General features: G+C 28.9%; 11 protein-coding genes. All 11 read right to left on the bottom strand.

Features of this window, described 5'->3' with window-relative positions; all coding sequences use genetic code 11:
* Nucleotides 1-113 precede the first annotated feature (113 nt).
* On the bottom strand, nucleotides 114-2948 hold the full coding sequence (locus ACTG44_RS06655) for a cell wall-binding repeat-containing protein (protein WP_479921486.1): 2835 nt from the start codon (nucleotides 2946-2948) through the stop codon (nucleotides 114-116).
* A 325-nt stretch (nucleotides 2949-3273) separates the two neighbouring features.
* A complete protein-coding gene (gene nifU, locus ACTG44_RS06650) occupies nucleotides 3274-3714 on the bottom strand; it encodes a Fe-S cluster assembly scaffold protein NifU (RefSeq protein ID WP_021384029.1) in 441 nt (146 codons plus the stop codon).
* 53 nt (nucleotides 3715-3767) lie between these two features.
* Nucleotides 3768-4961, bottom strand: coding sequence for a cysteine desulfurase NifS (gene nifS, locus ACTG44_RS06645; RefSeq protein WP_021384067.1), 1194 nt, complete (start codon nucleotides 4959-4961; stop codon nucleotides 3768-3770).
* Between the two features lie 17 nt (nucleotides 4962-4978).
* Nucleotides 4979-5425 carry an RrF2 family transcriptional regulator gene (locus ACTG44_RS06640; protein WP_003419409.1) on the bottom strand — a complete coding sequence of 149 codons (447 nt, stop codon included), beginning with the start codon at nucleotides 5423-5425 and terminating at the stop codon, nucleotides 4979-4981.
* Nucleotides 5426-5534: 109 nt separating this feature from the next.
* The gene (locus ACTG44_RS06635; RefSeq protein ID WP_479918400.1) at nucleotides 5535-6305 is read right to left on the bottom strand and encodes a GNAT family N-acetyltransferase; all 771 of its coding nucleotides are present in this window, start codon (nucleotides 6303-6305) and stop codon (nucleotides 5535-5537) included.
* Nucleotides 6306-6335: 30 nt separating this feature from the next.
* Entirely contained in the window at nucleotides 6336-7601 is a 1266-nt protein-coding gene (locus ACTG44_RS06630; RefSeq protein WP_021384051.1) for a replication-associated recombination protein A, read from the bottom strand.
* Nucleotides 7602-7719: 118 nt separating this feature from the next.
* On the bottom strand, nucleotides 7720-8505 hold the full coding sequence (codY, locus tag ACTG44_RS06625) for a GTP-sensing pleiotropic transcriptional regulator CodY (RefSeq protein WP_021384027.1): 786 nt from the start codon (nucleotides 8503-8505) through the stop codon (nucleotides 7720-7722).
* A gap of 165 nt (nucleotides 8506-8670) precedes the next feature.
* Nucleotides 8671-10758: a type I DNA topoisomerase gene (topA, locus tag ACTG44_RS06620; RefSeq protein WP_479921485.1), complete on the bottom strand. Its 2088-nt coding sequence runs from the start codon at nucleotides 10756-10758 to the stop codon at nucleotides 8671-8673.
* Between the two features lie 32 nt (nucleotides 10759-10790).
* Nucleotides 10791-11891: a DNA-processing protein DprA gene (gene dprA / locus ACTG44_RS06615; protein ID WP_021384018.1), complete on the bottom strand. Its 1101-nt coding sequence runs from the start codon at nucleotides 11889-11891 to the stop codon at nucleotides 10791-10793.
* 18 nt (nucleotides 11892-11909) lie between these two features.
* Nucleotides 11910-13514 (bottom strand): YifB family Mg chelatase-like AAA ATPase, encoded by a 1605-nt coding sequence (locus ACTG44_RS06610; protein WP_479921484.1) that lies wholly within the window; start codon nucleotides 13512-13514, stop codon nucleotides 11910-11912.
* Nucleotides 13515-13544: 30 nt separating this feature from the next.
* Nucleotides 13545-13889, bottom strand: a complete 345-nt coding sequence (locus tag ACTG44_RS06605; RefSeq protein WP_021384060.1) for a YraN family protein — start codon at nucleotides 13887-13889, stop codon at nucleotides 13545-13547.
* Between the last annotated feature and the right edge of the window lie 89 nt (nucleotides 13890-13978).

Raw genomic sequence — 13978 nt, 5'->3', positions numbered from 1 at the left:
TTATACCATATAGAGCAAGCATTGTATTTATTTAAAATATAGCTTGCTCTATTTTCTAAAAAAAATAATATTATTAAGTAATTTTAAAAGATTTAAGGTTAATTTTTTATTTACTAATTCTTAACTACATCTACTGATGCTGTTGTTTCTGTTATTATTTTATTAGAATTACTAACATCAACTAGCTGTATTTTTACTTTATAAGTACCTTCTGTATTTCCAACTAGATAAACTGGTGTTGTTGCATCTTTTAATGAAAATCCTTCCATTGGACCCCATCCTGTGTTTACTATGTTAAACCAATTTCCATTGCTATCTTTGGCAATTAATTGTATTCCACCTAAACCTGCTGAACCATCTTCCTCTTTTATTTTTACTCTTACATTCTGATAATCATTTTTACCTTTGTTTAGCGTAATCTCTACTGGTGTTCTATTTTCAGTATTTTCAAATTTAGGTATACTACCATCTTGATTTTCATCTATTTTATTTTCTTGTGTTATATTAACAAGTTCATTCATAGTGATAGAAGCTTTGCCCCAAGTAGCAGTTTTTGAATCTTGTGATAGTTTACACTCTCCAAATCCATTAACAACAACTTTATCTTTATCATAATTATCTGTTTGTATTGGAGTATATTCACTTATATTACAATTATCTGTCAAAGTTAAGTTTGCGTTAGTTTCACTTACAACTCCATCAGCTTTTACATATTCTACATTTACTCCATACCATCCATTTCCACTTGTTCTAAGATTTGAAGCTGTTACTGATGAGCCATTTACTATTAGACCTGCACCCTTATTGTTATTCAAAGTTACATTATTTAATTTAATATTTTTTGATAAATAAACATGCATTCCTGATTTATTTATCCTATCAGAATCTAAACCAGTTACTTTTAGATTGTTTATTTCTACATTATCTATTCTGTCTAACGTCACTATATTTTCATATCCTGGTATAGTATCAGTAAATTCTGCAGATTTTATTAACTCAGCATCATTAATGCCATTTATAATTATTTTTTTATTTATAACAATTGGCTTTTCGACATTTATTTGTCCATCTATTTCCCATATTTGACCATCTTCTTGTAAATCAAGTGCTTTTTCTAATGTAGCAGTATTATTAATTTTTATTGTCTCAACTTTAACAGGTTCAGCTACTTTTACTGTAATACTTGGTAGTGATAATCCTTCTGATAGTTTATATCCATTTGCTAAATTGGCCTTGAATACATATGTTCCTGATGTTGTAGGACTATACTCTGGTGTACTTTTCCAGGTTACCCCTACTTTAGTATTAGCTACTCCAGATACTGTTGCTGATAGCTCTTTTGGTAAGTTTAGTCTGCTTAACTCTGTTCCATTTTCTACATTTTGAATTTTTATTGAATCTTCAAGTGCTGTTATTGATGTTATCAATTTGTCTTTTACAGACGAACCACCACCTGAACTACCTCCACTTGATGAAGAACCTCCAGATGAACTTCCACCTGGTTTAGTACCATCTATACTTGGACTCTGAGAACCTTCTACTTTATCAGTTATTGTTCCTTCATTTTTTATATTTGTTCCTGTTGCATCATTTTTTATATTTGTTATTTTACCATTATTCTTAACTACAACATTACTAGAATTATTTTGTATCTCTACTTTTTCTATTTTTGCTCCACTTTCATTTATTATTGTTCCACCTTTACTGTCTTTAACTAATACTTTACTTATTGTCCCTTTATTAACTATATCTGCATTTGGAGCAGTTACTACTATAGTCCCTGTATATGTACCGTTTAAATTTACAGAAATTGAATTATTAGTACTTAATGATAAATCATTTGATATAGTTCCTGATGGCTTAACATTTATAACATCATTTGCATCAGCCTTAACTAAGGCTGTTTTTAATTCTTCTAAGTTTTTAACTTCATATACTGTTGTAGATTGTGATTTTTTTATTTCAGAAAAAGCATTTTCATTACCTGAGCCTCCAACCTGTGTGATTGTTTTTAAGCTTTTAGTATTCAATACTTTTTCTTGTTCTTTATTTAACTTGTTTCCAACTAAAACTACTGGAGAATTATTTTTTGCTGCTAGTGAACCTACTGCTAGTGAGTCTATAAGGTCACCTTGTTTATTCATACCATCTTTTGTTATATATGCATTTTTCAACTCTTTTGTCTCGTATAGACCTCTTATAACAGCAGCATTAGTTTCATTTCTATCATTTCCTGACAATCTTTTAGGACTAGGTAAAGTATTTTTTGTTGCTTCTGAGATTGACTTTACACCACCAATTACATAAGATGTTTTTATACCTTTATCTTTTATAAATTGACTCGATAATTTTATACCCTCATTTGGACTAGAAAGTATTATTGGCATTTTATTTTGAGCTGCTGCTGCTCCTACACTTACTGCGTCAGCTAGACCTTTTTCACCATTAACAACAACTATTTTTGAAATATTACTAGTAGTTTTTCTTCCAAGAGATTCATCTAATTTTTTAGCTAATTCTAAAGATGTTTGATACCTATCATTTCCAGATATTCTTTCTGTATCAATTTTTAGAGATTTTAATTGAGCTTCTACTTCTGAACCCAGAGTTTTTACTCCACCTATTAAGTATACTTTTTCGGCTTTTAATCTTATTATTTCAGCCTTCGTTCTATCATCTAATTTATTATTTTGTGTTAAAAGAATTGGTGCATTTTTAGAACTTGCAAAAGGAGTTGCAGTCAATGCATCCACTATAGTATTATCATTTACTAATATTACATTTTTAGATGTATCCCATCCTTTTTTACTTATTTGTATAGCAGTCTCCCATCTACCAGAACCTTTAAGTGTGTCACTGTTCGTTTGAGCATTTGATATGCCTACTGTTACACTGCTAACTACTAATGATATAGTAAGAATTGCTGCTATTTTCTTTGGTACTTTCATAATTTTTCCCCCTAATAGTGTTTTTAATTTGAAATGTGCCTTTTTCACGAAAATAGCATTTTTAGATAATTTCTTTGAAAATATATTTATATATGAAAACCTTCTAAACGATTGATTTGCTGGGATTTATTATATTCTTATTGTTTAGAGATTATAGAAGTGTATATTTTTTATTATTAGATTAATTTATAAAACGGGTTAAAACAAGGAATCTGGGCAATAAAAAATAGCCATTTTCGTGAAAACGGCTATTTTTCTTTACTACATCATTATACACTTTTTTAAAATTGTTTTAAACCAATTTTTGGAAAATTATTCCTTATTTTTATTCTTCTTCCTCAACATCATGGTCATGAGCATCATCTATAACATATCCATCTAATTCTGGTATATGAATATTATTCTTTTGAGCATAATCTATAAGAGCTGCTTTTACAGCTTGTTCTGCTAAAACTGAACAATGCATCTTTACTGGTGGTAAACCATCTAAAGCTTCAGCAACAGCTTTATTTGTAAGTTCTAATGCATCTGCTATAGTTTTACCTTTTATCATTTCAGTTGCCATAGAAGAACTTGCTATAGCTGAACCACAGCCAAATGTCTTAAACTTAACATCCTTGATTATGTCTCCTTCTATGTCTAAAAATATCTTCATTATATCTCCACATGTAGGGTTTCCAACTTCACCTACACCACTTGCATTATCAATTTCTCCCATATTTCTTGGATTCATAAAATGTTCCATAACTTTATCACTATATTGCATTATTTTTTCCTCCTACTCAATTTATGTCTATTTTTTATGTTTTATCTCTCTGTCTACTTTACTAAGCCTTGTTTCTTCGCATCATCATAAAGTGGTGACATACTTCTAAGTCTTTCTATAACATTTGGTAAATTCTCTAATATATAATCTATATCATCATCTGTTGTAAAATCTCCAACTGTAAGTCTTAATGAACCATGTGCTATTTCATGTGGTAAACCTATTGCAAGAAGTACATGTGAAGGGTCTAATGAACCAGAAGTACAAGCAGAACCGCTTGAACCAGCAATTCCTAGCATATCTAATAATAAAAGTATTCCTTCACCTTCTATAAATTGAAATGCAAAGTTTGCATTTCCTGGAAGTCTATTTTCTAAACTACCATTTATTCTTGTATAAGGTATTCTTTCTAACACACCATCTATTAGCTTATTTCTAAGACGAGTTAAAGTCTCTACATGATTTTGCATATTTGCTTTAGCTAATTCTGCTGCTTTTCCATATCCAACTATTGCAGGTATATTCTCTGTACCAGCTCTTTTACTTTTTTCTTGTGCTCCACCATGAACAAAGTTATGAAGTCTTACACCTTTTCTTATGTATAAAGCTCCTACACCCTTTGGTCCATATATTTTATGTGAAGACATACTCATCAAGTCTATTCCTAGTTCTTTAACATCTACTGGAATATTACCTGTAGCTTGTACTGCATCAGTGTGGAATAATATCTTGTGTTTTTTAGCTATCTCAGATATTTCTTTAATAGGTTGTATAGTTCCTATTTCATTATTTGCAAACATTATACTTATAAGTATAGTAGTATCTTTTATAGAATCTTCTAATTCCTTTAAATCTACTTTTCCTTCACTATCAACATCCAAATAAGTTATTTCAAATCCGTGATGTTTTGCTAAGTATTCACATGTATGAAGTATCGCATGGTGCTCTATCTTTGAAGTTATTATATGATTGCCTTTATTTTTATTAGCATAAGCTACACCTTCTAATGTCCAGTTGTCACTTTCTGAACCACCAGCTGTAAAATACACTTCACTAGGTTCAGCGTTTATAAGGTCTGCTACTTGTTCTCTTGCTTTATCTAATGCATCTTTTGCTTCTCTTCCGAATGTGTGAAAACTAGATGCATTACCAAAATAATCTGTTAAGTATGGCATCATTGCATCTAATACTTCTTTTTTAACAGGTGTTGTTGCAGAATAATCCATATACAATCTTCTTTTTTCCATTACATTCATCTCCAAATCTATTTTTTAATATTTGTTATATCATTTTCTAATTTATTTTTGTTATAGTCATTTATCATATCTTTTAGAGTAATTGAATCTATAACATCTTCTATACCCTTTTTCATCTTTTCCCAAACTATTTTCGTTACACACATGTTTGAGTTTTCACATACATCTTCATCTAGTACACAGTCAGACAATGCAACTGGTCCTTCTAATACTACAAGTATATCACCTACTGTTATGTCTTCAGCATTCTTTGAAAGCAAATATCCTCCTTGAGCACCTCTTACACTTTTTACTAGACCTGATTTTTTTAAAGATGAAAATATTTGTTCTAAGTACTGATCTGATATTTTCTGTTTCTTAGCAATAAATTTTAATGATACTGGTCCATTATCTTGATTTAATGCTAATTCAAACATTGCTTTTAATCCATATCTACCTTTCGTAGACAACTTCATATATTATCACCTCTATATAGAAATCTAATTCATACTGATTTAGTAGGAATTACTTTCAACATAATTTTATTATACCCTACTAATTTTGTCAAGATTAATTTGAAATTTTTTATTTTGAATAAATACCCCATTTTCCAATGTTCTCAAATCCTAGCTTTTTATATATCTTTCCAGCTTCTTCATTATCATAAAACAAACAAGGTATTTTATTTTCTCTTAGGAGTTCTGAACATAGTTTAATAAGGCACTTTGTAGCAAGTCCTCTAGCTCTATACTTTGGATGTGTACCTACTCCAATTATCATTGCATGAGTTTTATTTTCTGAAGTACTCTTTGCCATGGATACTACTTGTTTGTTAATCTCTATACAATACCCTCTACCTGTCCTCAATCCATTTTTTAAATTATCTAAAGTCGTACTGTGAAATTCATCTATCAAATCATAAAGTCTTACTGTCTTTTTAAGATTTCCCAGCCTAATCTTTTTTATCTTTTCACTACAGTTATTATCCACCAAAAACTTTCTAGTTTGAAGTTTACAAAAATCAACTGTCTTTAAATTATTAAGTCCCAATCTATTAGCTAAAGCTCCTACAGCACATATTTTACCAGAAATTTCTTCATAATTAGTATTACAAAGTAGATTATAAAAACCTTCAACATCATATTCTCCATCAGAATAAAACATCATAAACTCAAAATATTTAAGTAATATTGCCCTTATCTCACCCTTTTCATCTATATCTCCCCAGATATTTAAAAAATTATGCCCATATCCATATCTTTCGATATCTCCTATTATAAACAAATTGTACTCAGGTTCTCTTTTTAAGTATTTCATAACTCTACTATGGTAAGTTGAATTAAGTCTTATAATCATAATATCTACCCCCGATACATAACGTTCAGTTTAAAAATCACTATCTAGATATTCTAAATATTTCTTTATATTTGTCTCAGTTTTATTTTCTTGTGGTATGTAGTAGATACTATCTTTTATACTATCTGGTAAATACTGTTGCTTTACATAATGATTTTTAAAGTTATGAGGATATTTGTACCCACAACCTCTACCTATATCTTTAGAACCAGAATAATGTGCATCTTTTATACTGTTTGGTATGTCCTTAACAAACTCTTTATCCAATTCATCCATAGCTTTCATTATTGCTATACATGCAGAATTAGATTTTGGAGATGTAGCTAAAAGAATAGTAGCTTCTGCCAGTGGTATTTTTGCTTCTGGAAATCCAAGTTGCATAGCTGAATCTACACATGCCTTTACAATCATAATAGCATTTGGGTAAGCTAAACCTATATCTTCACTTGCTATTACCAAAAGTCTTCTACATATACTTATCAAATCTCCACCTTTTATAAGTCTTGCTAGATAATGTATAGACGCTTGAGGGTCACTTCCTCTTATAGATTTTTGAAATGCACTTAAAATGTCATAATGACTATCACCATTTTTATCATAGTTTATAATCTTATTAAAGGTAGATGACTGTATTACATCTGAATCTATATGAGTTATATTATCTTTATTTGGTTTAGTTGAATAAACTACCATTTCCAAAATATTCAAAGCTCTTCTCATATCTCCATCAGAAAGAATAGCTATATCTTCAATTGCATCCTTATTACATTCAATATCCATATAACTTTCTTCATTTAATACTTCAATAGCTCTTTCCAAACCTTTTTCTATATCAAACTTCTCTAAAGGTTTAAATTCAAACACAGTAGACCTGCTTAAAAGAGCTTTATACACATAATGGTATGGATTTTCTGTGGTACTAGCAATTAAGGTTATACTTCCATTTTCCATAAATTCTAATATTGATTGTTGTTGTTTTTTATTAAAGCTTTGTATTTCATCTATATATAACAAAACTCCATTTATATTATTTATACTTCCAAGTTCTGATATTACCTTTTTTATATCTTCTAGAGATGAATTCGTAGCATTTATTTTATAGAAATTTTTATTGCTTTTTTCTGCTATTATTTCTGCTACTGTGGTTTTACCAACACCTGGAGGACCAAAAAATATCATATTTGGTAAAAAATTAGATTGTAATATCTTAGACAATATTTTGCCATTACCTATTATATGACTTTGACCTATTACATCATTCATTGTTTTTGGTCTTATTTTATCTGCTAAAGGCATCTCCTCACTCCTTTTTTGATTAAAATACTTACTCTATAATTATTTCAATAATTCGTCTAAAAAAGGTATCTATTTGAAATAGATACCTTTCCTAATCTCAATCTATAAAAAATATAGATTATTGATTGTTTTTTAATTTTTTCAATTCATCTGTAAGTTTATCATTAAGTATTCTTATATGAGTACCTTTCATACCTAATGATCTTGATTCTATCACACCTGCACTCTCAAATTTTCTAAGTGCATTTACTATTACTGATCTAGTTATACCAACTCTATCAGCTATCTTACTTGCAACAAGTAAACCTTCTTTACCATCTAATTCAGCAAAAATATGTTCAACTGCTTCAAGTTCGGAGTAGGACAGAGTGCCTATTGCCATTTGAACTACAGCTTTCTTTCTCATTTCTTCTTCTAACTCTTCACCTATTGCTCTTAATATCTCAAGACCAACAACAGTCGCACTGTATTCAGCTATTACTAAATCATCATCATTAAATGAAGCTGAATATCTTGAAAGTACTAATGTTCCAAGTCTTTGACCGCTACCTAAGATTGGTACTACTGTAGTATATTTTTGTAATCTTCCATGTTCTTCTGGAAAAATTTCCAATATCTTTTCACCATTTAAATTTTCTAATGTCTCATCAATCTTTAATACATTTTGAGTATATTCATCTGAAAATTTCTTTTGTTTAGTATACTCATCTTCTATAACTGAACTGTCTTGAGCATCATTTAAATGAAGACCTAATACTTTACCTTTTGCACTTACTACATAAACATTAGAATTTAAAACATCTCCTAATGCTCCGGCCAGTAAATCAAAAGAGACACTACTTCCACCACTTGTTTGTAATGTTTTATTTATTTTCCTTGTTTTTTGTAACACTTCACTTGCCATTTAATCATCTCCTCATGAAATTTAGGCCTTTTAATAACCTTTTATATTTTCTAATATTATTTTCATCTCTAATGAAAATTTATTTTTTATATTAGTTGTTTACACTTGAAAGATTATCATAGATTGGAACCTTTTTCAAGAGAATTATGTGATTTTTTTCAATTTTCACTCTTTTCCGTCATTATGCTCTTTTGACTCTTTATTACATTCTTTATTAGAACACACTGTTTTTGTTTCAGATTTAGTCACTTTTTCAACCATATATGAACCACACTTCTCACAAAACTCTCCTGTCGGCTTATTCCAAGCTACAAAGTCACAGTTTGGATAATTAGAACATCCATAAAAAGCTTTACCTTTTTTAGATTTTCTAAGTATAATATCTCCTTCTTCACATTTTGGACATTTAACACCAATTTTATTCATAATTGGTCTAGTTGTTTTACAATCTGGATAGTTTTTACAAGCCATAAATTTTCCAAATCTACCATATTTTATAACCATATTAGAGCCACAATTTTCACATATTTCATCAGTTTCTTCATCCATATTTACTTTTTCTATATTTTCAAGTGCTTCTTCAATAGCTTCTTTAAGTGGAGCATATGATTCAGATACAATCTCTTTCCAGTCTGTATTTCCGTCTTCTATAACATCAAGTTTACTTTCCATATCAGCGGTAAAATCTACATCTATAAATTTATTAAAATTATTTTCTAAAATGTCAGTAACTATTATACCAAGTTCTGTTGGACATAGACTCGTTCCTTGTTTTTCAACATATTCTCTATTTAATATAGTAGCTATAGTTGGAGCATACGTACTTGGTCTACCTATCCCTAATTCCTCTAATGTTTTTACCAAACTAGCTTCTGTATATCTTGCTGGTGGTTGTGTAAAGTGTTGGTCTGGTAATACATTTTCTATATTCAATATATCGCCTTTGTCTATACTTGGTAAAATTTTATCTTCTCTCTCTGAAAAATTGTATACCTTAGTGTAACCATCAAATTTCATTTTTGAACCAGTAGCTTTAAATACAAGGTCTCCTATTTTGCATTCTACATTTAATATATCGAATACTGAATCCTCCATTTGGCTAGCTACAAATCTTCTCCAAATTAAATTATATAACTTGTACTGGTCTTTGCTCAGTGAAGCTTTTATACTATCTGGAGTTCTGTCAACAGAAGTTGGTCTTATTGCCTCATGGGCATCTTGAACTTTTTTAGTATCTTTTTTTTCTTTTTTATCACTACTATTTTTATAGTAGTTGTCGCCTAGATTACTTACTATATAACCTTTGGCTTTTTCTCTTGCTTCATCAGAAATTCTCTTAGAGTCAGTTCTTATATATGATATAAGACCAACAGTACCTTCACCTTCTATATCTATACCTTCATATAATTCTTGGGCTATCATCATTGTCTTTTTAGTAGTGAAGAATAGCTTATTTGCTCCTTCTTGTTGAAGCATACTTGTTGTAAATGGTTTTGGAGCTGATTTACGTCTTGATTTAGATTCTATCTTCTCAACTTTTAAATCTTTGCCTTCCATTTCTTTTAGTATTTCGTTTACAGCTTCTTCATTTTCTAATTCGATTTTTTCATCATTCTTACCATAAAATTTTAAAGTTATATCCTTATCTTTTGCTGTCTTTGCTTCCACATCTATTGTCCAATATTCTTTTGGAATAAATGCTTTTATTTCTTTTTCTCTATCACAAATTAATTTTGTTGTAACAGATTGTACTCTACCTGCACTAAGACCTTTTCTAACCTTTTGCCACAATATAGGGCTTATCTGATAACCTAAAAGTCTGTCTAATACTCTTCTTGCTTGTTGTGCATCAACCAAATTTATATCAATATTTCTAGGATGCTTAATTGCTTTTTTAATTGCATCCTTAGTTATTTCATTAAACTCTATTCTACAATCTTCAGATTCATCTAAATTTAGTATATGAGCTAAATGCCATGATATAGCTTCACCCTCTCTATCAGGGTCGGTTGCTAGATACACTTGTTTAGACTTTTTAGCTTCTTTTTTTAATTCTTTTATTACATCGCCTTTACCTCTTATGTTTATATATTGAGGTTCAAAATTATTTTCTATATCTACACCTAATTTACTTTTAGGTAAATCTCTGACATGACCAACTGATGCTTTCACTGTGTAATGACTTTTTCCTAAAAATTTTTCTATGGTCTTAGCTTTTGCAGGCGATTCTACGATGACTAATGTTTTGGCCATAAAACCACACACCCCCACTACCTAATCTTAATTTATACATTTAAACTGTACGTTTTATTATTCATTTCTACTACTAACTCATTTAGTACTAATTCATTGATTATTGAATTTACATACTTTATTTCTATACCAGTATAATCACAAATACTATCTATATGCAAGTTTCCTTCTCTTTTTATAGCTTCTATTATTTGCTTAGACTTGGCATTTAGACTTATATTATCATATTTTTGATTTATTTTTTTATCAATAATATTAAATATGTTATATTCATTCAAAATATCATCTATATTTTCAATTAATTTTGCACCTTCTTTTATAATTTTATGACAACCTCTACTCATTTGGGAATTTATATTACCAGGTATCGCAAAGACATTTTTTCCATGTTCAAGAGCAAAATCTACTGTGATTAATGCACCACTTCTAATTGCTGCCTCTACAACCACTACTCCATCACTTAATCCGCTAATAATCCTATTTCTATTAGAAAAATGATATGGTGCTACTGTCGAGTTAATATTATACTCTGATAATAATAATCCCCCATTTTCTAATATTTTATTTGATAAATATAAATTTTGTTTTGGAAGAGGATTGTCTACTCCTGAGCCAAGCACTGCTATAGTTTTAGATTTTCCATTCATACAACCTATGTGTGAATATGCATCTATTCCTATAGCTAATCCACTTACTATATTAACCCCATACTGGGATAGTTGACAACTTATTGTTTTTGCACAATTAATTCCATAGGCTGTAGGTTTTCTTGAACCTACTATAGCTATATTAAAATTATTATTAACTAAACTTATATCACCTTTATAGAATAATAACTTTGGAGCATTGTATATATTTTTTAATTTCTCAGGATATTCTTTATCATATTGACAAATATATTTAATTGTTTTTTTATAAAGAAGTTCTTTTATATTTTCTAAATAAGCGTGACCTCTATATTTTACTATATTTTTTCTAATATTCAAGCTTATATTTTTTAAATTATATATTTCTTTTTCAGAAAAATCAAATATATCCTCAATATTTACTATTTCACTTTCTATTATTTCAATTGTTTTTGTTGTTATTCCACTAATTGATTTTAACCACAAATAGATATCTCTTTTTTCCATAAAATCCACCTCAAAAACTTATTTAAAATAACTATAATAAGCCTTTCTAAATGAAAAAGCTTCTATAATACACTGCGAATTTATTGTTTCTATTTCTTCCAAATCCGCTATTGTTCTTGCCATTTTTAAAAGTTTTGTATAACTTCTACTACTGAGATTATATTTATTAATTATTATCTCAGCCGTTTTTGAAGCTTCTTTTTCCAATTTACAATATTTTAATAAATTAGAAGATTTAATTTCACTATTATTTTTTATATTATCTTTTCTAAATCTATTTATTTGTATTTTTCTAGCATTTTCTACTCTTCTCTTTATTTTTTGAGAACTTTCTTCTTGTTTTGAAGAATTAAAATCAACATATTTTATAGAATTAACTTCTACAAAAATATCAAACCTATCTAATAATGGACCTGATATTTTATTTATGTATTTATCAATTTCATTACTCCTACATCTACATTCTGTATCTGACATATAGTAACCACATGGACATGGATTCATAGCTGCAATTAACAATACTCTACAAGGATATTTTGTATTATATTTCACTCTGGATATATTTACATATCCATCTTCTATAGGTTGTCTTAAAGTCTCAAGTATTTTTCTATCAAATTCAGCTATTTCATCTAAGAATAATATACCTCTATGCGCTAAAGCAACCTCTCCAGGTCTTGCATCTACTCCGCCACCAATCAAAGATTGCTTTGTAGTTGTGTGATGAGGTGCCCTAAAAGGTCTATTGTCAATTATTCCTTTAGTTTCATCTATCATACCTAGTATGCTATAAACTTTACTTACTTCTATCATTTCTTCTATACTTATGTCTGGTAAAATTGTCCTTATCCTTTTTGCAATCATAGTTTTTCCTGAGCCTGGAGGTCCAATCATAAAGATATTATGATTACCAGCTGCTGCAATTTCTGCACTCCTCTTTACAAAATAATTGCCCCTTACATCTTTAAAGTCTTCATCATATTTATTTTCTTTTATACTGTGAATCTTTATATGCTCACAGTCTTTATAAGTATCATACTTTTCTAATCTTCCATTATATATTTCTAGCTCCTCATTCAAAAAAGACATTATCCTTTCTTTATCGACTTTTATTTCTTCATTTAAAAAATCAATACATTCATTTAAACTTTTAACAGGGATTATATCAATTTCATCTATAAATAAACTTTCTCTTGTATTCTCAATTGGTATAAAAATACGTTTTATATTTTGGTTTTTTGCACCTATAATGATAGGCAATATACCTCTTACTTTTCTTATCTTTCCATCTAATGATAACTCTCCTATAAACATACTTTCTTTTATGTAATTTTCGTCTTTTTTTATTAATCCTCTTAAAAGACCTATACTTATAGATAAATCTAAAAAAGCGCCTTCTTTTTTTATATCTGCTGGTGATAAATTCACAACTATTCTCGTGCTTGGGAATTTATACCCACTATTAAGAATTGCTGATTTTACTCTCTCTCTTGCCTCTTTAATTTCTTTACTTGGAAGACCAACAATATTAAAACTAGGTATACCATTACTTATATCCACTTCAACCTTTACCAAAAAACTATCTATTCCTACTAAATTACTTGAATTAATAATACTTAACATTTTTAATCCTTTCAAAAAACTTTATATTTTTTAAAAAGCATTTATTATATGATTTACTCTCTTTTCCAATAAATAGACCTCTATAATATCAAATCTTATTGGAGTATTATATAAATTATTTTTTATAATATAGTATTTTGCTACATCAACTATCTTTTTTCTTTTTTTAAAACCTACAGATTCGCAAGGGTAACCATACTTTATATTGGACCTTGATTTCACCTCCACAAATACAATTTCATTACCTATATTTGCTATTATGTCTATCTCTCCTAACTTCAGTCTGTAGTTTTTTTCTAGTATCTTCGCACCTTTTGCTAGCAGATAATTAACTGCTATTTCTTCTCCAAAATCACCTTTTTCTTTATTATTCATTATCTACTCCAATACATTAAATTTGTACGTTTAAATTATCGTCAGTATACAATTTAACTATTCAATTTTTTGAGATTGATTTTATTTCC

The organism is Clostridioides sp. LIBA-2809, assembly GCF_056688965.1.
This window is presented reverse-complemented; position numbering and strand designations above follow the sequence as displayed.